The 21,726-nt window shown below is 66.9% G+C and carries 19 protein-coding genes; 8 read left to right on the top strand and 11 right to left on the bottom strand.

Annotation, left to right across the window (positions count from 1 at the left end; translation table 11 throughout):
* Window positions 1-22: 22 nt before the first annotated feature.
* The 3 genes from AAHM44_RS16380 to AAHM44_RS16370 are packed head-to-tail and all read right to left on the bottom strand — an operon-like array spanning window position 23 to window position 5,081.
* On the bottom strand, window positions 23-1,687 hold the full coding sequence (locus tag AAHM44_RS16380) for a GMC family oxidoreductase (RefSeq protein WP_342250654.1): 1,665 nt from the start codon (window positions 1,685-1,687) through the stop codon (window positions 23-25).
* A complete protein-coding gene (locus tag AAHM44_RS16375) occupies window positions 1,687-2,601 on the bottom strand; it encodes an oxygenase MpaB family protein (protein WP_342250653.1) in 915 nt (304 codons plus the stop codon). The genes AAHM44_RS16380 and AAHM44_RS16375 overlap by 1 nt, the downstream gene beginning before the upstream one ends.
* 5 nt (window positions 2,602-2,606) lie before the next feature.
* Window positions 2,607-5,081, bottom strand: a complete 2,475-nt coding sequence (locus AAHM44_RS16370) for a TonB-dependent receptor (protein WP_342250652.1) — start codon at window positions 5,079-5,081, stop codon at window positions 2,607-2,609.
* Window positions 5,082-5,205: 124 nt separating this feature from the next.
* On the opposite strand from AAHM44_RS16370, the gene AAHM44_RS16365 reads away from it, so the two are divergent.
* The 4 genes from AAHM44_RS16365 to AAHM44_RS16350 all read left to right on the top strand — a co-directional run bounded on the left by AAHM44_RS16365 (window position 5,206) and on the right by AAHM44_RS16350 (window position 9,482).
* Window positions 5,206-5,937: a helix-turn-helix transcriptional regulator gene (locus AAHM44_RS16365; protein WP_269574214.1), complete on the top strand. Its 732-nt coding sequence runs from the start codon at window positions 5,206-5,208 to the stop codon at window positions 5,935-5,937.
* Window positions 5,938-5,986: 49 nt separating this feature from the next.
* Entirely contained in the window at window positions 5,987-6,637 is a 651-nt protein-coding gene (locus tag AAHM44_RS16360; protein ID WP_184170525.1) for a TetR family transcriptional regulator, read from the top strand.
* An 86-nt stretch (window positions 6,638-6,723) separates the two neighbouring features.
* Window positions 6,724-8,340 carry a fatty acid--CoA ligase gene (locus tag AAHM44_RS16355; protein WP_342250651.1) on the top strand — a complete coding sequence of 539 codons (1,617 nt, stop codon included), beginning with the start codon at window positions 6,724-6,726 and terminating at the stop codon, window positions 8,338-8,340.
* On the top strand, window positions 8,340-9,482 hold the full coding sequence (locus AAHM44_RS16350; RefSeq protein ID WP_342250650.1) for an acyl-CoA dehydrogenase family protein: 1,143 nt from the start codon (window positions 8,340-8,342) through the stop codon (window positions 9,480-9,482). Before AAHM44_RS16355 ends, AAHM44_RS16350 begins: the two co-directional genes overlap by 1 nt.
* A 65-nt stretch (window positions 9,483-9,547) precedes the next feature.
* On the opposite strand, the gene AAHM44_RS16345 is transcribed toward AAHM44_RS16350, so the two are convergent.
* The 4 genes from AAHM44_RS16345 to msrB form a co-directional block, all read right to left on the bottom strand.
* Window positions 9,548-10,084, bottom strand: coding sequence for a hypothetical protein (locus AAHM44_RS16345; protein ID WP_342250649.1), 537 nt, complete (start codon window positions 10,082-10,084; stop codon window positions 9,548-9,550).
* Window positions 10,085-10,151: 67 nt separating this feature from the next.
* Window positions 10,152-10,664 (bottom strand): CPBP family intramembrane glutamic endopeptidase, encoded by a 513-nt coding sequence (locus tag AAHM44_RS16340; protein WP_342250648.1) that lies wholly within the window; start codon window positions 10,662-10,664, stop codon window positions 10,152-10,154.
* Window positions 10,580-11,044: a hypothetical protein gene (locus AAHM44_RS16335; RefSeq protein ID WP_342250647.1), complete on the bottom strand. Its 465-nt coding sequence runs from the start codon at window positions 11,042-11,044 to the stop codon at window positions 10,580-10,582. Before AAHM44_RS16335 ends, AAHM44_RS16340 begins: the two co-directional genes overlap by 85 nt.
* Window positions 11,045-11,213: 169 nt before the next feature.
* A complete protein-coding gene (gene msrB, locus AAHM44_RS16330) occupies window positions 11,214-11,657 on the bottom strand; it encodes a peptide-methionine (R)-S-oxide reductase MsrB (protein ID WP_269574219.1) in 444 nt (147 codons plus the stop codon).
* 37 nt (window positions 11,658-11,694) lie between these two features.
* On the opposite strand from msrB, the gene AAHM44_RS16325 reads away from it, so the two are divergent.
* Entirely contained in the window at window positions 11,695-11,949 is a 255-nt protein-coding gene (locus tag AAHM44_RS16325) for a hypothetical protein (RefSeq protein WP_342250660.1), read from the top strand.
* Here the strand turns inward: AAHM44_RS16325 and AAHM44_RS16320 are convergent.
* The 3 genes from AAHM44_RS16320 to AAHM44_RS16310 all read right to left on the bottom strand — a co-directional run bounded on the left by AAHM44_RS16320 (window position 11,913) and on the right by AAHM44_RS16310 (window position 15,080).
* Window positions 11,913-12,956 carry a CaiB/BaiF CoA transferase family protein gene (locus tag AAHM44_RS16320; protein ID WP_342250646.1) on the bottom strand — a complete coding sequence of 348 codons (1,044 nt, stop codon included), beginning with the start codon at window positions 12,954-12,956 and terminating at the stop codon, window positions 11,913-11,915. The two genes, AAHM44_RS16325 and AAHM44_RS16320, sit on opposite strands and share 37 nt — an antisense overlap.
* Before the next feature lie 147 nt (window positions 12,957-13,103).
* A complete protein-coding gene (locus AAHM44_RS16315; RefSeq protein WP_269574222.1) occupies window positions 13,104-13,886 on the bottom strand; it encodes an SDR family NAD(P)-dependent oxidoreductase in 783 nt (260 codons plus the stop codon).
* A gap of 18 nt (window positions 13,887-13,904) precedes the next feature.
* Window positions 13,905-15,080, bottom strand: a complete 1,176-nt coding sequence (locus tag AAHM44_RS16310) for an acetyl-CoA C-acetyltransferase (RefSeq protein WP_342250645.1) — start codon at window positions 15,078-15,080, stop codon at window positions 13,905-13,907.
* Between the two features lie 145 nt (window positions 15,081-15,225).
* Between AAHM44_RS16310 and AAHM44_RS16305 the strand changes: the two genes are divergently transcribed.
* The 3 genes from AAHM44_RS16305 to AAHM44_RS16295 all read left to right on the top strand — a co-directional run bounded on the left by AAHM44_RS16305 (window position 15,226) and on the right by AAHM44_RS16295 (window position 18,868).
* Window positions 15,226-16,644: an aldehyde dehydrogenase family protein gene (locus tag AAHM44_RS16305; protein WP_342250644.1), complete on the top strand. Its 1,419-nt coding sequence runs from the start codon at window positions 15,226-15,228 to the stop codon at window positions 16,642-16,644.
* Window positions 16,644-17,531, top strand: coding sequence for a crotonase/enoyl-CoA hydratase family protein (locus AAHM44_RS16300; RefSeq protein WP_342250643.1), 888 nt, complete (start codon window positions 16,644-16,646; stop codon window positions 17,529-17,531). Before AAHM44_RS16305 ends, AAHM44_RS16300 begins: the two co-directional genes overlap by 1 nt.
* A gap of 182 nt (window positions 17,532-17,713) precedes the next feature.
* On the top strand, window positions 17,714-18,868 hold the full coding sequence (locus AAHM44_RS16295) for an acyl-CoA dehydrogenase family protein (RefSeq protein WP_342250642.1): 1,155 nt from the start codon (window positions 17,714-17,716) through the stop codon (window positions 18,866-18,868).
* Window positions 18,869-19,036: 168 nt separating this feature from the next.
* Here the strand turns inward: AAHM44_RS16295 and AAHM44_RS16290 are convergent, their stop codons facing one another.
* Window positions 19,037-21,610: an ATP-binding protein gene (locus AAHM44_RS16290; RefSeq protein ID WP_342250641.1), complete on the bottom strand. Its 2,574-nt coding sequence runs from the start codon at window positions 21,608-21,610 to the stop codon at window positions 19,037-19,039.
* Window positions 21,611-21,726 lie beyond the last annotated feature (116 nt).

Below are 21,726 nucleotides of genomic sequence, written 5' to 3'. Positions count from 1 at the left end.
GTGGAGAGCGGGCCTCGAGGCTTTAAGCCGCCACCCGCGCCTTAGCCGTCGCCAGGATCATGTCGCTGGCCTTCTCCGCGATTGCGATCGTCGGTGCATTGGTATTCCCCGAGACGATCCGGGGCATGATGCTGGCATCGACCACGCGCAGCCCACTTATCCCGTGCACCCGCAACTCGGGATCGACCACCGCGCGCGGGCCATGCCCCATCATGCAGGTGCCGACCGGGTGGTAGAGCGTCGTCCCCGCCCGTCGCGCATGCGCCAGCAGATCGGCATCGCTCTGCAGTTCGGCACCCGGCTGAAGCTCGTGGTCGATGAAGTCCGCCAGCGGCTTCTGCGCCGCGATCCGCCGCCCCCAGCGCAGGCCGGCGACAATCACTTCCTGGTCGAGCGGATCGCTGAGGTAATTGGGTGTGATCCGCGGCGGCGCCAGCGGGTCGGCCGAGCGGATGCGCACGGTCCCGCGCGACTCCGGGCGGAGCTGGCAGGCGGCGATGCTGATTCCCGGCAGCTTCTCCAGCTGCATCTTCTGCAGCCGGGCGAGCGCATCGCCGTCCACCGTCGCGGGCAGGATGTGGAACTGGATGTCCGGCGAGGCGAGATCGGGCCGTGAGCGGCAAAAGGCGGCGATATGCGCGGCTGAAAGGGTAAGCAGCCCCTTGCGTGCCACCGCATAGCGCGCGACTTCGCCGAGAAGCCGCAGCCCCCGGCTGAGTTCGTTGACCGAGACGGTGCCAGGCTTGAGCCGGTAGTTTGCCGAGATCAGCAGATGGTCCTGGAGGTTCTCGCCCACACCGGGCAGGTCACGCACCACCGCGATACCCTGTTCGCGCAGCAATTCGCCCGGCCCGATGCCCGAGAGCTGGAGCAGCTGCGGCGAGTTGATCACGCCGCCCGCCAGGATCACTTCGCACACAGCCTGCGCGACCAGCCGCTTGCCGCCGCGCACGAACTCGACGCCGGTGGCCCGGCCGGTCTCGATCACCACGCGCGTCGCCTGGGCATGGGTGACGACACGCAGGTTCGGCCGCTGCATCGCTGGATGGAGATAGGCCACGGCCGCCGAGCAGCGCCGCCCGTTGCGCACGGTCAGTTGGTACCAGGCGACGCCTTCCTGCTCCGGCCCGTTGATGTCGCGCTGGGGCAAGCCAAGTGCCTCGCACGCCTGCACCACCGCTTCGGACACCGGATGCGATCCGGCGGGGTCGGTGACGCTCAGCGGTCCGCCGGCGCCATGCGTTTCGCAGGCGCCATGCTGCTGGTCCTCGGAGCGGCGGAAATAGGGGGCGATGTCGTCCCAGCTCCAGCCTTCGCAGCCCATCTGCCGCCAGCCGTCATAATCGGCGCGCTGGCCACGGACATACAGCAGCCCGTTGATCGAGGAGGAGCCGCCCAGCACCTTGCCGCGCGGCCAGATGTGGCGGCGACCCTCGGTGCCTTCATCGGGCTCGGTGCGGTAGAGCCAGTTGACCTTGGGATCCTTCAGCGTCTGCGCATAGCCCACGGGGACGTGGATCATCAGGTTCGACAGGAACTGTCCGCGTTCCCGCAAAGGCCGGTCGTCGCCACCCGCCTCGAGCAGCAGCACGCGGTTCCGGCCATCGGCGCTCAACCGGTCGGCGAGCACACAGCCGGCCGAACCGGCACCCACGATCACGTAATCGGCTTCGAAGCGTTCGGGCATCAGGCTTTCCGGCGACGATAGAGATAGTTGGCGGGCAGGCCGAGCCGCTTGCAGGCCTCGACCGGCGGGGTGCCGGGGATCGGCACCCGCTCGAACAGCGCGCCGAGCGTGCGGACGGTGCGGCGTTCCCAGCCGCGCAGCCGCCATTCCTCGCCGTCCAGTTCCAGCGTCTTGCGTGCCCAGTCCGGCAGCAACGCGATCGCCGCGCGCACCATCATTCCCTGGAAGGGACGGAGCGGCAGCGGCACGCCCCGGGTAGCGAGCATGATGTCTAGGAAATCGCCGATGATGGCGTGCGGCTCCAGCCGTCGCCGCATCGCTTCGAATTGTGCCTGCTGCTCGGCAACCGACAGCGGCGCGCCATGCGCGAGGAACAGGTCGGCCGAGGGCTTGGCCTCGACATACGACCGATCCTTCTCCTCGCGGGTCAGCGTCCGGCAATAGGCCGAATAGGCTTCCATGAAGCCGAAGCCTACCGTGCATTGCACCCAGTTGAGCAGCTCGGGATCATTGGCGTGATAGGTCTCACCGCGCGGCGTCTGTCCACGCACGCGTTCGTGCATGCGTGTCACCCCGGTGATCACCTTGGTGGCGACATTGGCGGGGGCATAGACACTGACATGGGTGACATAGCCGGTGCGCTGCAGCCGGGTCAGCGGATCGGTCGGGAAGATCGAATGTTCCCACACGCCCGAACGCACCCGCGGTTCGCCCAGTTCGAGCAACACCGCCGCGATCCCGCCGACGAACAAAGCGACGGGGTTCTTGAACACTGCCCAGGCGACCGAGTCCGGCGGATAGAGCGCCGGCGCGCCTGGCGGATTGGAATAGTCGATGCGTGGCAGGATCCGCTTGCCCCCCGGCGCCGCGGTGGGCGCGGGGCCGGGGGGAAGCGGGATGGCCTGCTCACGCATCGGGATCAGAAACCGGCGGTCAGCGAGGCGCCGAACGTGCGCGGACGGCCGGCATAGCGGACGTTGAGGTTCTGGTTGTCCACTACCGAGGTCCAGTAATATTCGTTGGTCAGGTTGCGGGCCCAGATCGTAAGGCCCCATTTCCCGTCGGCGCTGGCGATGCCGATGCTGCCATTGACCAGTGCATAGCCCTTGATCCGGAACAGCGGGTCCTCGCCGAAGTCGCTGTGGGTCTCGCTCTGATAGGTGGCGTTGGCGGTCGCCTGGAAGTTCAGGCTCGACGAGATCGGCAGGTTGAGCGTCGCGGTGCCGCTGGTCGAGAATTCCGGCGCGAACGAGAATTCCGATCCGTCGTAGTTGGTCGGGATGCCTGCCGCGTTGGCGCCGGTATAGTCGGTGATCTTGGTCTTCAGGTATGTCGCGTTCCACGCGAAGGTGAAGGCCGGCGAGGGCCGCAGCGTGATCTCGCCGTCGATGCCCCAGGCATGCGAGCTCGGGATATTCACCAGCCGCTGCAGCGCGCCGAAGGTCGGGTCGGCCACGTACGAGCTGAACTGCTTGTCGGTATAGTCGTAATAGAAGCCGCTGACATTCACCTGCGCCAGCCGCCCGCCCACCGCGGTCTTGATGCCGGCTTCATAGGCGGTCAGCTTTTCCTGACGGGCGGGAGTGAACTGCACCGCGCGATTGGCCGGCACGATCGGCACCACACCCGATTTCACGCCGCGCGCCACCGAAGCGTAGAGCAGGGTGCCCGGCGCCGCCTGGTAGTTGAGCGAGAAGCGGCCCGAGAAATTGCTCTCGTCGAGCACCGAATGGACCAGCTTGTCGGTGTTGGTCGCGGGATCATAGGTGGTGCAGCCGTCCTTCTGCACCATCGGCGCGAGCAGGCCATAGCTCTGGAAGATCACGGCACGACCGGCGGTGTTCACGATCGGCAGGTAATTGCCATTGTAATCGACCGAGCAGCCGTCCAGCTCGCCATGGTCGATGCCAAGCCGCGCGCCGGCATTGATCTTGAAACCGCTGCCCAGGTCGAATTCGGCCGTCGCGAAGCCGCTATATGTCTCGTTATAGCCGCTCGCCCGGCCCGCGCCTTCGCGGAAGCCGACCGCCACCTGTGCAGGCGTATAGCCGCCGGGATTGAAGATCGCATTGGTCACCGGATTGGCTAGGATGCCCTGCGCGGCCAGACGCAGGTAAACGACCGAGCTGTTCTCGCCGATCAGGAAGCGGCTGTTCTCGCGCAGGTCGTCATGCGCGTAATAGCCGCCCACCGTCCAGCGGAAGCCCGGGCCATTGCCCTCGAAGCGCAGCTCCTGCGAAAACGACTTGATCCGCGCATCATATTGCGTCGAGACGATTTCCCACGGCGCGCCGCTGAAATCGACCACGTCCTTGCGGGTGAAGTCGTTGTATCCGGTCAGCGAGATCACCGAGAGCTGGTCGTTGGGCGACCAGGTCAGCCGCATCTGGGCCGAGACGAAGTCGGACTTGGCGCGGGGCGGTCCCATGCCGGTGGCGAGGCCCACCGTCGCCGCGCGTGCACCGGCGGGCTGCCAGCCGGCATCGCTCGCCCGGGTCGGCTGGTTGTTCTGCAGATAGGCGAGCAAAGCCGCCGAGTTGAAGTCGCCCGGCCCCACGGCGGGGGAGGCGGCGGAGAGCCGGTTGGTCAGGTTCAGGCTGATCGCCTGGCCGGCCTGGGTATCCGAACGGTCGCGCCAGCCCGAGACGGTGATGAGCCCTTCGAACTTGCTCGACGGCTGGAAGCTCAGCGAGGCGCGGGCGCCCCAGCGCTTGACCTTGCCCAGCTTCTCGCCGCGGCTCTGGTCGATCTGCCAGCCCTCGTCGCTGTTCTCGTCGCGGCCCGATACGCGCAGCGCGGCATTGTCGCCGAGCGGCAGGTTCAGATAGGCCTCGACATTGTAGGTCTTGTAGTTGCCTGCCTCGATCGTGCCGCCCGCGGCGAAATCCTTGCCCGGCTTGGCGGTGATGAAGTCGATCAGGCCGGCAGTGGTGTTGCGGCCATAGAGCGTGCCCTGCGGCCCCTTGAGCACTTCGACGCGCTCCAGGTCGTAGATCGGCCCGCCGGCCATCGACGGATAGGGATAGGCCAGCTCGTCCTGATAGATGCCCACGGTCGAGGTGGCGGTGATGTTGGTGGTGTTGAAGCCGATGCCGCGCAGCGTGAAGATCGGCACGCCCGAATAGGCCGGCGAAACCTGGAGGCCGGGCACCGAGCTGGCGAGCGACTCGACATCGGTGATCTGCAGGTCCTTCAGCGTGTCGGCGGAGAGCGCCTGCACCGCCAGCGGCACCTTGTTGATCGATTCCGAGCGGCGCTGGGCGGTGACGACGATCTCGTCATTGCTGGTTTGCGGGCCCTCCGCCTTGGGTGCCGGAGCTTCCTGCGCCAGCGCGGGTGCGGCGAGCAGCAGCCCGAGCGCGGATCCCATCAGCAAGCCTGCCTTGATCGCCATATCCTCTTCCCCTCCATATCGCCGATCCGCCTCGATTTTCGGGGTCGATTTCCGGCTGTTGTTTGTTTGAATAATTAGCTTTAGGGAAAGCGCTGTGCAGCTATCGTATGTGATAGGGAAGAACATGGCCTCTGACGCGCAGAATATGCCCTGGGAACTGGCCGGCCGGATCGTCGAGCATGGCCGCCGCATGGGCCTGCCGCTGATCGCCGCCTGCGCCGACATCAGCAGCGCCCGGCCGGTGCAGCTGGCCGACGGCACGCCGGTCAGCGCGCTGTTCGAATTCACCCATGATGCGGGTGCCTATTGGGCCCAGGGCGATTTCGCGCTGCGCAACGCGATCGTCTCGGTCGCGCGCCATCTCGCCGAGCCCTTCTATTACGACCAGGGCCGGATCCGCAGCTGGCGGCCGCTGCGGATCGAACCGCAGATCGAGCGCGAGGCGATGCAGCGCAGCTACCGGGTGGAAAGCGCGATCGTCGCGCCCGTCCACCTCCCCGCCGGCGTGATCGGCGCGGTGGTCTGGGCGACGACCACGCCCGGTCTCGACATCGACGCGCTGTTCGAGCGCGAGGCTTCGGTGCTCCATCCGCTGGCGCTGCGCTTCATCGCCACCTGCAATGCCGGGCCCGACGCCTCGACCGATATCGTCCAGCACAAGCTCACCCGGCGCGAGGTCCAGTGCCTCAAGCTCGCCGCGGCGGGCAAGACGGACGGCGAGATCGGGACGATCCTTGGCCTGTCGGTGCCGACGATCCGCTTTCACATGCGCCGCGCCAGCAGCCGGCTGGGCGAGAATGGTCGATTGCGCACGGTGCAACGCGCGGTCGCCCTGGGCTTCGCGCGGCCCAACTGACAATAACGGGAGGTTGGCGCGGCGGTGTCGCGCCGGTTAAGGTACGGAAATGGCAAGCAAGGCAAAGGCTCCGGTCGTGCGACTGGAGGCAAGTTCGGCGGATCAACTGCTCAACGCGACCAGCGCGTTGATGATCGAGCGCAACACGGTCGATATCACCTTCGCCGATATCGCGGAGAAATCGGGGCTCAATGCCGCGCTGATCCGTTATCATTTCGGCAGCAAGCTCGGCATGTTCATGGCGCTGCTCGAGCGCGATGCCGGCGGCACGTTCGACGATCTCGAGCGGCTGGTGAAGGCCGACATGGATGCCGGCCAGAAGCTGCGCCACCACGTCCACGGCATCATCAAGGTCTATTATCGCTATCCCTATATGAACCGCCTGGTCGCCGCGCTTGCGGTAGAGACCGACAGCGAGACCGCACGCTTCATCTCCGAGCGGTTCAGCCGGCCGCTCGCCGCCGCGCAGAAGGCGATCCTCGAGCAGGGCGAGGCCGAGGGCATCTTCCGCAAGATCGATCCGATGCTGTTCTATTTCTCGCTTATCGGCATGTGCGACCATCTCTTCATCGGCCGCCACTCGCTCCGCTACGCCTTTGGGGTGGAGGATATCGATGACGATCTGCGCAAGGCCTATGCCGTGCACGTCACCGATCTGCTGATGCGCAGCGTGCTGGTGAAGCCCGAAACCGACGCCTGACTTGCGAATCGCTTAATCAAGCGATTAAACAATGCTCGAGGGCAAAAACCCCCCGCGGTTCGAACCGGCTCGGAGAGGAGCGGCATATGGGCGATACACTGGTTGCGGAAGCCAAGTCGGGCTGGATCGATTTCGAGGCGATGCCCCGGCTGGGTGACATCCCCGCCTATCATGCGAAACATCGCCCGCATGCCATCGCCACCCGCTTCGAAGGGCGCGATACCGACTGGTCCACGCTCGATCGTCGCAGTGACCAGGTTGCCCGCGCGTTGCGCGCCGCCGGCTGCCGGGTAGGGGATCGCATCGCCTATCTCGGCAAGGGCAGCGACGAGTTCTTCGAGCTGCTGTTCGGCGCCGCCCGCGCCGGCGTGGTGGTGGTGCCGATCCAGTGGCGGCTCGCCACCGCCGAAATCTGCACGATCCTCGCCAATGCCCAGGTCAGCCTGCTCTTCGCCGGCCCCGACCAGATCGGTCGCGCCGCTGAATGCGCCGCCAATGACACGATCCGCGAGACGATCGCGATGGAGGACGGGGCCGAGGGTTTCCGCAGCTTCGCCGCCTGGCGCGATGCCGCACCCGAGCAACCCATCCCCGACGATGTCGATGCCGATGACGTCGCGCTCCAGCTCTATACTTCGGGGACCACCGGCGAGCCCAAGGGCGTGATGCTCAGCCACCGCAACCTGCTGCGCGGCCGCACCGACTCCATGGCGCAGGCGATGCCGTGGAACGAGTGGCTCGAAGGCGACGTCAACCTCGTCGCCCTTCCGCTCGGCCATATCGGCGGGGTCGGCTGGGCGATCGTCGGCTATTTCAACGGCGCGACCTCGATCGTCCACCGCGAGTTTGTCCCCGCCGCGGTGCTGGAGGCGATCGCGCAGGGCGGCGTCACCAAGATGTTCGTCGTGCCCACCGCGCTCCAGATGCTGCTGATGCTGCCCGGTGTACGCGAGGCCGATTTCAGCCGGCTGCGCTACATCCTCTACGGCGCCTCGCCGATCGCGCTCGACCTGCTGCGCGAGGCGACCGAAGTGTTCGGCTGCGGCTTCGCCCAGCAATATGGCATGACCGAAACCTGCGGGACGATCGTCTATCTGCCGCCCGAGGACCATGATCCCGCCGGCAACGAGCGGATGCGCGGCGCCGGCCTGCCGATGCCCGGCGTCGAGATCCGGGTCGTCCACCCGACCGAGCGCACCGCGCTCCCCGTCCGCGAGGTCGGCGAAGTCGAGACCCGCTCGGTCGCCAACATGGTCGGCTATTGGAACCTGCCCGAGACCACTGCGGACACGGTCGATGGCCAGGGCTGGTTGCGCACCGGCGACGCCGGCTATCTCGACGAAGACGGCTATCTCTACATCTGCGACCGCTTCAAGGACATGATCTGCTCGGGCGCCGAGAACATCTATCCCGCCGAAGTGGAGAGCGCGATCTTCGGCCACCCGGCCGTCCAGGAAGTCGCGGTGATCGGCGTCCCGCACGACAAATGGGGCGAGGAAGTGAAGGCAGTGGTCGTGCTCAAGCCCGGCGCCGAGCCCGATGATGCCTCTATCCTCGCCTACGCCCGTGAGCGGATCGGCGGGTTCAAGGTGCCCAAGTCGGTCGATTTCGTCGCCGCCCTGCCGCGCACGCCCTCGGGCAAGGTCATGCGCCGGGCGCTGCGCGATCCATACTGGGCCGGCCGCGAAAGGGGAGTGAACTGATGCTCGATACCGCTCGCCGCACCGGCCAGGACGAAAGCCAGGCGCTGTTTCGCGAAAGCGTCCGCCGCTTCCTCGCTGCCGAGGGTGTCCCGCATCTCGATCGCTGGGAAGAGGCCGGCATCGTCGATCGCGATTTCTGGACCAAGGCGGGCAGCGCCGGCCTGCTCTGCCCGACCGTGCCCGAGGAATATGGCGGCCCGGGCCTCGACTTCGCCTATAACGCGATCGTCACGGAGGAGCATGCCTATGCGCGCGTTCCCTCGGGCATCACCCTCCAGTCTGACGTGCTGGCCGATTATTTCATCGCCTATGGCTCGGAAGAGCAGAAGCGCGAATGGCTGCCCGGCATGGTTTCGGGCGAGAAGGTCGCGGCGATCGCGATGACCGAGCCGGGCGCGGGATCGGACCTGCAGGCGATCCGCACCACCGCGCGGCTCGACGGCAATCACTATGTCATCAACGGCACCAAGACCTATATCTCCAACGGCCAGACCGCCGATGTCGTGATCGTCGTTGCCAAGACGAACGTGGAGCTTGGCGCCAAAGGCACCAGCCTGTTCCTGGTCGAGGCCGATCGCGCGGGCTTCGCGCGCGGGCGCAACCTCGACAAGATCGGCCTGCACGGCGCCGACACCAGCGAGCTGTTCTTCGAGGATGTCCGCGTGCCGGCGACCAACATGCTCGGCCAGGAAGGCCGCGGCTTCGCCTATCTGATGCGCAATCTGCCGCAGGAGCGGCTGACCATCGCGATCGGCGCCCAGGCCAGCGCCCAGCGCGCCTTCGACGAGGCGCTCGGTTTCGTGAAGGAGCGCAAGGCGTTCGGGAAGACGGTGTTCGATTTCCAGAACACCCGCTTCACCCTCGCCGACCTCGCGGCGAAGCTGCAGATCGGCTGGGCCCATATCGACTGGGCGCTCGCCCGCCATCTCCGCCACGAGCTGACCCCCGAGGAAGCCTCGGCCGCCAAGCTGTGGCACACCGATACCCAGTGGCAGATCATCGACGCCGCGCTGCAGCTCCACGGCGGCGCCGGTTATATGAACGAATACCCGATCGCCCGCCTCTGGCGCGACGCCCGCGTCTCGCGGATCTTCGGCGGGACCAACGAGATCATGAAGGAAGTAATCGGGCGGGGGTTGTAGCCAAAGGCGTTTGCTAAGCCGTAGTTTGCCTGAGCTTCCTATAAACGTTACGCGAAGAGCAGAGCTTACTGTGTGTTTGAGGCCGAGTTCGGCCATTCTGGCCGTTTGAGATCCTTGCCTGAAATAATCGCTGCAACGAGTTCTAACCGGCCGCCAACGAGCTCGCGAATAATCTCTTGATCCTCTGAGGTGCCGTCGCGATCGTCGAGGTCTGTTGCAATGGGCTCGAGTACCAAGTTTATCAGTTTGAGCTGGCCGCCGACCGCAACGAGGTGACGGGCCGTCGATCTGGGCCCCTGATCCGAGAGTTCAAAGATTGGAAACCGATCAATTTCGTTAGCGACGGTTACCATGCTGAGTCCTGCTGCACGTATCGAGACGGCCGTCGGCAAGAAGTGCGCCGACGTTCGATGATAGCTTTCAAGAACCTCGAAGCCATTCAATAGGAGGCGGGCCGCCGCATTCTTCAATTGGCGACGTCTTTGCCAATGAGGCGCGAAGGCAGTTATGTAAGTCACGACCAGTGCCAGCATTGCTCCAAGAAATTGTGCCCAGCCAGACAGGCTCTCATGGACTTCTAGCCAGGCAATGGTGTCTGCCACCGGGTCTCGGCCTCAATCTACAATCGATGTAGCGCTTAACGTAGTACGGGAATGACGAAGGTGGAAGTCAGGCGGCAGTGTTGTGCCCAAACCGCCCGGCCCGCTTCGCCAGCCACAGCGCCACCAGTCCCACCGCCGTGCACACCAGCAGTGCCGGCAGCGAAGCCTCGGGCCCAAACCCGCCGCCGCTCAACCAGACGTTGGCATCGGTATGTGCAATGCTGCGCGCCAGTGAAGGTCCGAAATTCCCGCCCGACACGGCTGCGCCGAAGACATAGCCCTGGGTGAAGTTCCACGCGCCATGCACGCCGATCGACATCCATAGCCGCCCGGTCAGCGCGTACAGCGCGCCCAACATGATCCCGGCCTCGAGCGCGATGCACACCACACTCATCACGGTCGCACCGGGATTGAACGCATGGCCCAGCCCGAACAGCGCTGCCGAGGCGGCAAAGGCGACCACCGGCCCGAACGTGCGCCACAACAGGCGCAGGATCACGCCGCGCACCAGCAGTTCCTCGACCACCGCCGATTGCAGCGCCAGCCCGGCCCGCGCCATGCCGGCGCGACGCCGTGCCACTCGAAGCTGTAGAGGCCGGCGCCGATCAGGATCGTCATCACCGCCACGAACATCGCCGAACCAAGCCCAAGGCCGATCGCGAGCTGCCCCGCCGCCGGCTTCAGCGCCAGCTCGCCCGGCCAGCGATCCTCGCCCAGCCGTACGAGCAGCGTGTAGATACCCAGCGCCAACAGGCAGGCCACGCCGCTGGCGACAAGACCCAGCATCGGGTCGCCCTTGGGCAGCAATTGCTGCACCGGCACCATCGCGACGCGCAGCGAGAGCCCGATCAGCACGGCCATGCCCAGCATCCAGGCGATTGCCCGCAGCCAGCGCAATCGCCCTGGTTGCAGGATACGGCGTTCGCCAAGTGCGATCGGAATGGCGGAATGGATGGTCAACTCGAATCCCCCTGAAATGCGACGCCAGGACGTTCGCAAGGGCCTTGCCACATGCGAAACGACCCGCCGGCGCTGGGGGAGGCACCGGCGGATCGCGCAGTCTGTGGTGAATTACGCCACGGCTTGGCGCCGATCCCCAATCGCAATTGGGGTTCGGTGCCAACTCGGCTCAGGCGACGTCCTCGACCTGGTCGAGGTAGGCGCCGTAGCCGAGGGATTCCATCTCCGCCCTGGGGACGAAGCGTAGCGAGGCTGAATTGATGCAATAGCGCAGCCCGCCGCGATCGAGCGGGCCGTCCTCGAACACATGGCCGAGATGGCTGTCGCCATGCGCCGAGCGGACCTCGGTGCGGATCATGCCGTGGCTGGTGTCGCGCAGCTCGGTGACATTGGCGATCGGCCTGGTGAAGCTCGGCCAGCCGCAGCCGGATTCATACTTGTCGGACGACGCGAACAGCGGTTCGCCCGAGACGATGTCGACATAGATGCCGGCTTCCTTGTTGTTGAGCAGCGGGCCGGTGCCCGGGCGCTCGGTGCCGTTCTGCTGGGTCACGCGGAACTGCTCCGGGGTCAGCGCGGCGATGGCTTCATCGGTCTTGCGATAGTCGGTCATGCAAATCTCCGTTTCGCTGCGCTATGTGGGTATCCGCATGGCGAAGAAAAAGCGCATCCTCACCGCGACCATGGCCGATGGCTATGTGAAGACGATCGGGCCGACCAACGCGTCCTTCACCCATTACTGGCGCATCGTCGCGCATCTCGGCGGCGGCAAGACCGAAGTGTTCTGGGGGCACGCCAAGTCGCTCAAGGAAGCGACGGGCAAGAAAGCCGCGCTGGCCGATGCCGCGAAGCAGCGCGGCTGGGAAGGCTATGATTTCGAGGTGGTCGAGCTGGTCGAGAGCTGAGGCGCTGAAAAGCGTGGCGCTGGCGCCGGCTGCACCACGCCCTCCCGCTCGATGAACGCGCCGCGCGCGACATTGTGCGGATGTGCCGGCGCCTCTGCCATCGACAGCACCGGCGCGAAGCAGATGTCGGTCCCCTCCATCAGCGCGCACCATTCGTCGCGCGTCTTGGTCCGGAACAGCACCGCCAGCTTGTCCTTGAGCGCCGGCCAGGCGGCGGGGTTCATCTGCGCATTGAAATCGGGGTCGGCATCCAGCCCCGTCACCGCGCGGAGTTGGGTATAGAATTGCGGCTCGATCGCCCCGATCGCGACATGCTTGCCGTCCGCCGTCTCATAGGTGTCGTAGAAATGCGCTCCGGTATCGAGGATGTTGACCCCGCGCTCGTCGCGCCAGCCCAGGGTGGAGCGGAAGCCCCACACCATGCTCATCAGCAGCGCCGCGCCCTCGGTCATCGCGCAGTCGATCACGCTGCCCTGGCCGCTGATCCGCGCCTGGAGCAGCCCCGCGCTCATCGCAAAGGCAAGCAGCATGCCGCCGCCGCCGAAATCGCCCACCGCGTTCACCGGCGGGGTCGGCTTTTCGCCCGCCCGGCCAAAGGCGTGGAGCGCGCCGGCCAGCGCGATGTAATTGATGTCGTGCCCGGCCGCCTGGGCCAGCGGGCCGGTCTGTCCCCAGCCGGTCATCCGGCCATAGACAAGCCGGGGGTTGGCGGCGTGCAGTTCGGCCGGGCCCAATCCCAGCCGCTCCATCACCCCCGGTCTGAATCCCTCGATCAGCCCGTCGGCTCCTGCCGCCAGTTCGCGGACCTGCGCGATTCCCTCGGGCGACTTGAGGTCCACTTCCACCGCCGTACGCCCCCGCAGCAGCGGGTCGCGCGGGTTGGGTGGCTGGCCGGGGCGGTGGACGTACAGCACCTCCGCCCCGTGATCGGCGAGCATCATCCCACAGAACGGCGCCGGGCCGATCCCGCCCATCTCGACGATCCGGATGCCTTTCAACGGCTGCATGGCGACCTTTCAACTCCCCTCCCTGGAAGGGAGGGGTGGGGGTGGGTGGATGCACGCGATGCGGCGCGGTTGTCCCTTGGGTCACAGTATCGCCAGGCCGCGACCCACCCCTGGCCCCTCCCTTCCAGGGAGGGGTAAGAAGGCGCCTCAGCGCGGCGCCATCCGGATACCACCGTCCAGCCGCACATCCTCGCCGTTGAAATAGCCCGTCTCGATCATGCAGAGCGCCAGCCCCGCATATTCCTCCGGCCGCCCGAGCCGCTTGGGGAAGGGGACCGAGGCTGCCAGCGCATCCTTCACCGGCTGCGGCGCGGCGGCGAGCAAAGGCGTGTCGAAGATGCCCGGCAGGATCGTGTTCACCCGGATGCCTTCGCCCATCAGGTCGCGCGCGATCGGCAGGGTCATGCCGACCACGCCGCCCTTCGACGCCGAATAGGCGGCCTGGCCGATCTGCCCGTCCTCGGCGGCGACGCTGGCGGTGTTGACGATCGCGCCGCGCTCGCCGTCTTCCTGCGGATCGAGCGTCAGCATCCCCGCTGCCGACTTGGCGATGCAGCGGAAGGTGCCGACCAGGTTGATCTGGATCACCCAGTTGAACGCCTCGAGCGGGAAGTGGCGGATCGATCCGTCTTCCTTGGCGCGGCTCGCGGTCTTCACCGCGTTGCCGGTGCCCGCGCAATTGACCAGCACGCGCTCCTGCCCATGCGCAGCGCGTGCCTTGGCGAAGCCGGCATCGACGCTCTCGTCCGACGTCACGTTCACTTCGCAGAACACCCCGCCGATCTCGGCGGCGACGGCCTCGCCCTTTTCCTTCTGCAGGTCGAAGATCGCGACCTTCACGCCCTTGGCGGCCAGTGCCCGCGCGGTTGCCGCTCCCAGCCCCGAAGCGCCGCCGGTCACCACCGCGGCAATAGTGTTATCCAGCTTCATCCATCCCCTCCTATGATCTCAAAGCCGCTCGACGATCGTGACGTTCGCCAGGCCGCCGCCCTCGCACATCGTCTGCAGACCGTAGCGCAAGCCCCGCTTGTGGAGCGCGTGCACCAAAGTCGCCATCAGCTTGGTGCCCGAGGCGCCGAGCGGATGCCCCAGCGCAATCGCGCCGCCATTGACGTTGAGCTTCGCCGGATCGCCGCCGACATGCTTGAGCCAGGCGAGCGGCACCGGTGCGAACGCCTCATTGACTTCGTACAGGTCGATCTCGTCGATCGACATGCCGGCGCGCTTGAGTGCCCGGTCGGTCGCGAACAGCGGTTCCTCGAGCATGATGACGGGATCGCCGCCGGTGACGGTGAGGTTGTGGATGCGTGCCAGCGGCGTCAGACCATGCGCCTTGAGCGCCGCTTCGGACACGATCAGCACCGCGCTGGCGCCGTCGCAGATCTGGCTGGCATTGGCCGCGCTGATCATCCCGCCTTCGGCGAGCAGCTTGACCGAGCCGATGCTCTCGGCGGTCGCGTCATAGCGGATGCCCTCGTCGCGGGTATGGAGCGCCGCCCCCTCGGGCGTCTCGACTTCGAGCGGCACGATCTCGGCATTGAAGTCGCCGCGCTCGGTTGCCGCCGCCGCGCGGCGATGGCTCTCCAGCGCATAGGCGTCGAGCAGCTCGCGGGTGAAGCCGTGCTTCCGTGCCATCATCTCGGCGCCCATGAACTGGCTGAACTGCACGCCGGGATAACGCGCTTCCTGGCGTGGCGATTTGGGCCCACCGAGCCCGGCCTGGGCGAACAGCGCGCCGGTCGATCCCATCGGCACGCGGGTCATGCTCTCCACGCCCGCCGCGATCACCACGTCCTGCGTGCCCGAGAGCACGGCCTGCGCGGCGAACTGGATCGCCTGTTGCGAGCTGCCGCACTGGCGGTCGATCGTCACCGCCGGCACGCTCTCCGGCAGGCGCGAAGCGAGCACGGCGTTGCGCCCGACCTGGAAGCCCTGCTCGCCGCCCTGGCTGACGCAGCCCATGATCACGTCCTCGATCACGGCCGGATCGATCCCGCTGCGATCGGCGACGGCGTTGAGAACCTCGCCCGCCATGTCGGCCGGGTGCCATCCGGCAAGCCGGCCGCCGCGCCGCCCTCCCGCCGTGCGAACGGCTTCGACAATATAGGCGGTAGGTGCTGCCATCATCCTGCTCCTGTCCATTTTCGAATCAGCGGTACCAGCCTCGGCTAATGCGATCAACGGACTTAATCACCTGACTAAGTAAATAGTGGCAGGGCGAAATATGCTGTTCTATGCTCGCGCCAAACAGAGTCTGGAGGAGAGGGAAATGACCGCGTTCGACCGCGATTTCACCATGACGATCGGCGGCCAGCCCGTGCCCGGCGCCGCGACGATCCCGGTGCTCAATCCCGCAACCGAGGAAACCGTAGCGGAAGCCCCGGATTGCAGCGCGGCCGAGCTCGACGCCGCCATCGCCGCTGCCCGCGCCGCCTTTCCCGGCTGGCGCGCGACTCCGATCGAGCAGCGTCGTGCCGCGGTCGCCAAGATCGCCGAAGTGATTTCCACGAATCTCGATCAATTTGCCCGGCTGTTCACCCAGGAACAGGGCCGTCCGGTCGGCAAGGCGACCGAGGAACTGATGGGCGCTGCCTTCTGGGCCGCCAGCGTCGCCAAACAGGCAATCCCGGTGCTGGTGAACGAGGACACGCCCGATCGTCGCTCCGAGACCCGCCGCGTGCCGATCGGGGTGGTCGGCGGGATCGTGCCGTGGAATTTCCCGATGCTGCTCGGCGTGTGGAAGATCGCCGGCGCGCTGCTCACCGGCAATACGCTGGTCATCAAGCCTTCGCCCTTCACCCCGCTGACCATGCTCAAGCTCGGCGAGCTGATGCGCCCGCATCTGCCGGCCGGCGTGTTCAACGTGGTCAGCGGCGGCGATCAGCTTGGGCCTTGGATGACCGCGCATCCCGGCATCGACAAGATCAGCTTCACCGGCTCCACCGCCACCGGCAAGCGGGTGATGGCCAGCGCCGCCGCCAATCTCAAGCGCGTCACGCTCGAGCTGGGCGGCAACGACGCGGCGATCGTGCTCGGCGATGTCGATGTCGCCAAGGTCGCCGAGCCACTCTTCTGGTCGGCCTTCGGCAATAACGGCCAGGTCTGCATCGCGACCAAGCGGCTCTATATCCACGACAGCGCCTATGACGCGCTCGCCGCCGAGCTGACCGCGATCGCCAACCGGGTGAAGACCGGCAACGGCCTCGAACAGGGCACCGATCTCGGCCCGGTCCAGAACCGCGCCCAATATGAGCGGGTGAAGGCGCTGATCGCCGATGCGCAGGCTGAGGGCCTGACTTTCCTCGCTGGCGGCGAAGTGCCGGAAGGGAAGGGCTATTTCATTCCCGTTACCCTGGTCGACAACCCGCCCGAAGACAGCCGCGTCGTCGCCGAGGAAGCTTTCGGCCCGGTCCTGCCGCTGATCCGCTTCGACGATGTCGAGGACGTGATCGCCCGTGCCAACAACAGCGATTATGGTCTGGCCGGCTCGGTCTGGTCGGCCGACACCGATGCCGCGCTCGCCATCGCCGAGCGGCTCGATACCGGCACCGTCTGGATCAACGAGGCGCAGCACGTCACCCCCTGGGCGCCGTTCGGCGGGCACAAGCAATCGGGGATCGGTGTGGAGAACGGCACCGAAGGGCTGCTCGAATATACCAACGCCCAGACGATCTCGGTGCGCAAGTGATGGAGTATGCGCAGATCCGCTATGAAGTCGCCGAGGGCATCGCAACGCTTACGCTCAACCGGCCCGACAAGCTCAACGCCTATTCGATCCGGATGATGGAGGAGATGATCGACGCGTTCGACCGCGCCGATGCGGATGATGAAGTCGGCGTGGTGATCGTTACCGGCGAGGGGAGAGCCTTTTGCGCCGGCGCCGATCTGGAAATGGGCGCCAAGGTGTTCGACGCCGCCGGCGGCCCGGACTCGCCGATCCGCGCCGACGGCTCGATCGACTATGCCAGCCCGCATGCCCGCGACTATGGCGGCCGGCTGACGCTGCGCATCTTCGAGAGCCTCAAGCCGGTGATCGCCGCGGTCAACGGCCCGGCGGTCGGCATCGGCGCTACGATGCTGCTGCCGATGGACATCCGTCTCGCCAGCGACACCGCGCGCTTCGGCTTCGTGTTCGCGCGACGGGGGATCGTCCCCGAAGGCGCGTCGATGTGGTTCCTGCCGCGCATCGTGGGGATCGATCGCGCGCTCGAATGGTGCATGAGCGGGCGGTTGCTGGGGGCGGAGGAAGCGCTGGCCGGGCGGTTGGTCCGCTCGGTGCATGCGCCGGACGACCTGCTCGCCGCCGCCCGCGCGCTGGCCCGCGAGATCGTCGACAACGCCGCCCCGGTCTCGGTCGCGCTCACCCGCCAGATGCTGTGGCGCGGGCTCGGCATGGCGCATCCGATGGAGGCGCACCGCATCGACAGCCGCGGGGTACTGGCCCGTGGCCGAAGCGGGGATGCCCGCGAAGGCGTGATGGCGTTCCTCGAGAAGCGTGCGGCGACGTTCCCGGACCATGTATCGAGCGGCATGCCCGATTATTTCCCCTGGTGGGAAGAGCCGGGCTATTTCTGAGCCCGGCACCGACAAACCCGAATCCGTCATCCCCGCGCAGGCGGGGATCCAGGGTAACGGAAGGCAGCCCGTGCAATTGGGCATGGGCCGGCGTGGAGGCCGGCCCTATCGGCTACGCCTTTGCTCGTGGCTCTGGATTCCCGCCTGCGCGGGATGACGATGACAGGATGAGAGAAGCAGCGATGAATCCCACCCAACTCGCCGCCCAGGTCGAAGCCTTTGTCCGCGAAACCATCGCCCCCTATGAGCGCGACCCACGCTGCACCCCGCACGGCCCGTCCGAGGAGCTTGTCGCCGAACTCCGCGACCACGCCCGCGCCGCCGGCCTGCTCACCCCGCATATTGCGAACGGCACCCATCTCACCCACCGCGAGACCGCGCATGTCCTGCGCGCCGCCGGCCTCTCGCCGCTCGGCCCGGTAGCGCTCAACGTCGCCGCGCCCGACGAGGGCAACATGTTCCTGCTCGGCCGCGTCGCCACGCCCGAGCAGAAGCAACGTTTCCTCGATCCGCTGGTCGCCGGCACCGCCCGCTCGGCCTTCTTCATGACCGAGCCCGCCACCGATGGCGGCGCCGGCTCCGATCCCTCGATGATGCAGACTGTTGCCCGCCAGGACGGCAACCACTGGGTGATCGACGGCCGCAAGGCGTTCATCACCGGGGTGCAGGGCGCCAAGGTCGGGATCGTCATGGCGAAGACCGGGGAGGGGGCGACGCTGTTCCTGATCGACCTGCCCGATCCGGCGGTGCGTATCGAGCGGGTGCTCGACACGATCGACAGCTCGATGCCCGGCGGCCATTCGATCGTGGCGATCGACGGGCTGCGCGTCCCCGCCGATCAGATCCTCGGCGAACCCCACAAGGGCTTCGACTATGCCCAGATCCGCCTCGCGCCCGCGCGGCTCACCCATTGCATGCGCTGGCTCGGCGCCGCCACTCGCGCGCACGAGATCGCCTGCCAATACGCCGTGAAGCGCCACGCCTTCGGCAAGCCGCTGATCGATCACGAAGGCGTCGGCTTCATGCTCGCCGACAACCGGATCGCGCTGCAACAGGCCTGGCTGATGATCGACTGGTGCGCCGGGGTGCTCGACAGCGGCGTTGCTGGCATTGCGGAGAGCTCGATGGCCAAGGTCGCGGTGTCGGACCTGCTGTTCGGCGTGGCCGATCGCTGCGTCCAGGTGATGGGCGGCACCGGCGTCTCGGGTGACACGATCGTCGAGCAGGTCTTCCGCGAAATCCGCGCCTTCCGCATCTATGACGGCCCCACCGAAGTCCACAAATGGAGCCTCGCCAAGCGCATCAAGCGCGAGACGCTGGCGAGGATGGAAGGGTAGGGAAGCGCGCTATCGACTTCTGACTCTTTCAGTTCCCCCGCGAAGGCCGGGGCCCAGGTTCGGCGAAGTCTCGATGGCGCGGGGGGCTCTCGAACGACATTGCAACTGGGCCCCAGCCTTCGCCGGGGAACGGCCATGTCAATAGCGTGTCGTGAGCTTGGCTATGGCTTAAGCCCGAAGCTCCGCCAGGAACGCCTCCACCAGCGCCCCGCGCGCGCCAGCCGCAGCTACTTCCAGCGCATCCTCCAGCGCCGAAGCCTTGCTCCCCAGTTCCGCCTGGCCGAACAGCCCTGCCGAACCGGCGAACTTGTGGAGCAGCTCGCCCAGCGCCTCGGTCTCCGTGTCGCCCTGTTCGCCACCCACGAACGCTTCGGTCGCCACCAGCAGCTCCGCCTTGCGCTCGGCGAACTTTGCCCAGAGCGCGGGCGACAGCTTCATCGCTGGTGCCTTATCCTCCGGAGGCGGTGCGGGAATCGGCTCCATCGCCGGTGCGATCGGCTCCGGCGCGGTAGCAGCTGGCACCGCCCAGCGATCGATCGCCGCGGCTAATTCGGCCAGCTGGATCGGCTTGGCGAGATGCGCCTGCATCCCCGCCTCCAGACAGGCTGTAACGTCGTCGGCATAGGCATTGGCGGTCAGCGCCAGGATCGGCAGCTTCTGTGCCGAGATGCCTGCGCCGCGGATCGCACGGGCGGCGGAGATGCCGTCGAGCACCGGCATCTGCATGTCCATCAGCACCAGGTCGAAGGGCGTGCCTTGCAGGTCCGCCGCAGTCGCCGCCTCCAGCGCATGTGCGCCGTCGCCGACGATCGTCACCCGGTGGCCGAGTCGACCGAGCATTTCCTGCATCAGCAGCTGGTTGACGTCGTGATCCTCGGCCACCAGCACCTGCAGCGCGCGGGTGGCGCGCTCGGGGCTGCGCGGCCCCGCGCCGTCCGCATCCACCGCCTCCGCGGCGACAAGCGGCAGGCACAGGGTGAACACGCTGCCCTGGCCCTCGGCGCTGCGCAGGCCCAGCTCGCCGCCCATCAGCGACGCCAGCCGGCTGCTGATCGCCAGGCCCAGCCCGGTGCCGCCATAGCGGCGTGCGGTCGATTGCTCGGCCTGGACGAACTGTTCGAAGATCGGGGCATGGCGATCGGGCGGGATGCCGATGCCGGTGTCGGTCACGGCAATGTCGATGCGCGGCGTGCCGCCGTCGCTCGCCGCCTGCCGCGCGCTCAGCGTGATCCTGCCTTCGCCGGTGAACTTCACGGCGTTGCCCAGCAGGTTGAGCGCGATCTGGCGCAACCGCAGCCCGTCGACCATCACGAAGCGCGGCAGCGTCGGGTCGACGATGAAGTCGAGCGCCAGTCCCTTGGTCGCGGCGGCCGGTTCGATCAGCTTGAGGCAGCCCCGCAGCGCGTGGCGCAGATCGACGCGCTCGGCATTCACCTGCATCTGCCCGGCCTCGATCTTGGACAGGTCCAGAATGTCGTTGAGCAGCCGCATCATCGCCCGGCTCGAATCGACGATCAGCTGGGCGTGGCGGTGCTGCTCGGGCGGCAGGTCGCTGGCGAGCAGCAGGTCGGCAAAGCCCAGCACGCCGTTCATCGGCGTGCGGATCTCGTGGCTCATGTTCGCCAGGAAGCTCGACTTGGCCTGCACCGCCAGCTCCGCCCGCTCGCGCGCCGCCTCCAGTTCGTGCTCGAGCTGCTTGCGCCGGGTGACGTCGCGCAACGACGCGATGATCTCCGAAGGCGCGCCGGTGGCGGGATCGCGGACCAGCCCGCAATGCGCCTCGATCCATTGTTCCGACGCATTGGGGTCGAGCAGATGGGTGCGATAGGTGATCACCCCGCGCTCCACTTCGCCCGTGGTCAGCAGGTGCTGGAACTCGAACATCTCGGCGCGATGCTCGCTCGACACGCCGAAGCCGATCGAGCGGCCCAAGACATGCGCCGGCTCGACCCCGAGCACCGGCTCGGTGGAGGGCGAGGCATAGATGCACACGCCGTTCAGGTCGAAGCGCAGCACCGCGTCGGTGGCGTTCATCGCGAGCAGAGCCAGCTCGGCCTCAACCACTTCGCGTCGCGAGATGTCTTCGTGCAGCCGGCGGTTGGCGTCGCGCAGGATCGTCATCCGCTCGCGCCGCTCGCGCGCGATCAGATAGGCGAGCAGCAGCACCAGCATGCCGCTGGCCAGGCCGGCGAGCTGGATCGGCCCTTCATAGCCGCTGGCGCGCGCCAGCCGCGTCTGGAGCAGCTTCTCCTCCTCGCCGCGGATATCGCCGATCAGCGCCAGCATTCGGGCGGTCTCGTGGCGATTGGCGTCGCTCGCCAGGATCGCGGTCGCCTCGGCGGCGCGATTGGCGCCGCGCATCGCCAGCGTCTGTTCGGTCTCGACCATGCGCTGGCGGATCAGCGCGGCGAGATAGGCGACGCGCTCGCGCTGGCGCGGATTGTCGTCGGTCATGTCCTCCAGGCCCGACAATTCGCCGGGCAGCTCCTTGCGGACGCCGTCGATATTCTTGCGTGCCTCGGGATCCCCGGTGAGCAGATAGCCGCGGCGATAGACCTCGGCGCGCAGCGTCAGGATGCGGACATGCGATAGCCGGTCGGAAACCTGGAAGGTGTGGCGCACCCATTTGTCGGCATTCTGCTTCTGGCTGAACAGCCAGATGCCCGATGCGGCCGAGCAGGCCAGCAGCACCAGGGCTGCGACAAGGATCCATTGCGACCGGCGCGTCAGTATCTCTGCCATGGACTCGGCCCCTAAATAAAAAGGGTTAACGGGGTGTTCGGCCCCTTGCTGCAAAACGCCGGAAAGACAGAATGGCCACAGAATTTTAGCACGGAAGCGAAACCATGCGGTCTCCG

This window comes from Sphingomonas sp. OTU376 (assembly GCF_038440415.1).
GTDB lineage: Bacteria > Pseudomonadota > Alphaproteobacteria > Sphingomonadales > Sphingomonadaceae > Sphingomonas > Sphingomonas kyeonggiensis_A.
Note: the sequence above shows the minus strand (reverse complement) of the source record. Positions and strands in the feature narration are given on the sequence as shown.

What these genes read in the sequence shown, in the direction of transcription:
- AAHM44_RS16380 (WP_342250654.1), bottom strand. Translation starts at nt 1,687, where the DNA reads ATGCCCGAACGCTTCGAAGCCGATTACGTGATCGTGGGTGCCGGTTCG.
- AAHM44_RS16375 (WP_342250653.1), bottom strand. Translation starts at nt 2,601, where the DNA reads ATGCGTGAGCAGGCCATCCCGCTTCCCCCCGGCCCCGCGCCCACCGCG.
- AAHM44_RS16370 (WP_342250652.1), bottom strand. Translation starts at nt 5,081, where the DNA reads ATGGCGATCAAGGCAGGCTTGCTGATGGGATCCGCGCTCGGGCTGCTG.
- AAHM44_RS16365 (WP_269574214.1), top strand. Translation starts at nt 5,206, where the DNA reads ATGGCCTCTGACGCGCAGAATATGCCCTGGGAACTGGCCGGCCGGATC.
- AAHM44_RS16360 (WP_184170525.1), top strand. Translation starts at nt 5,987, where the DNA reads ATGGCAAGCAAGGCAAAGGCTCCGGTCGTGCGACTGGAGGCAAGTTCG.
- AAHM44_RS16355 (WP_342250651.1), top strand. Translation starts at nt 6,724, where the DNA reads ATGGGCGATACACTGGTTGCGGAAGCCAAGTCGGGCTGGATCGATTTC.
- AAHM44_RS16350 (WP_342250650.1), top strand. Translation starts at nt 8,340, where the DNA reads ATGCTCGATACCGCTCGCCGCACCGGCCAGGACGAAAGCCAGGCGCTG.
- msrB (WP_269574219.1), bottom strand. Translation starts at nt 11,657, where the DNA reads ATGACCGACTATCGCAAGACCGATGAAGCCATCGCCGCGCTGACCCCG.
- AAHM44_RS16325 (WP_342250660.1), top strand. Translation starts at nt 11,695, where the DNA reads ATGGCGAAGAAAAAGCGCATCCTCACCGCGACCATGGCCGATGGCTAT.
- AAHM44_RS16320 (WP_342250646.1), bottom strand. Translation starts at nt 12,956, where the DNA reads ATGCAGCCGTTGAAAGGCATCCGGATCGTCGAGATGGGCGGGATCGGC.
- AAHM44_RS16315 (WP_269574222.1), bottom strand. Translation starts at nt 13,886, where the DNA reads ATGAAGCTGGATAACACTATTGCCGCGGTGGTGACCGGCGGCGCTTCG.
- AAHM44_RS16310 (WP_342250645.1), bottom strand. Translation starts at nt 15,080, where the DNA reads ATGGCAGCACCTACCGCCTATATTGTCGAAGCCGTTCGCACGGCGGGA.
- AAHM44_RS16305 (WP_342250644.1), top strand. Translation starts at nt 15,226, where the DNA reads ATGACCGCGTTCGACCGCGATTTCACCATGACGATCGGCGGCCAGCCC.
- AAHM44_RS16300 (WP_342250643.1), top strand. Translation starts at nt 16,644, where the DNA reads ATGGAGTATGCGCAGATCCGCTATGAAGTCGCCGAGGGCATCGCAACG.
- AAHM44_RS16295 (WP_342250642.1), top strand. Translation starts at nt 17,714, where the DNA reads ATGAATCCCACCCAACTCGCCGCCCAGGTCGAAGCCTTTGTCCGCGAA.
- AAHM44_RS16290 (WP_342250641.1), bottom strand. Translation starts at nt 21,610, where the DNA reads ATGGCAGAGATACTGACGCGCCGGTCGCAATGGATCCTTGTCGCAGCC.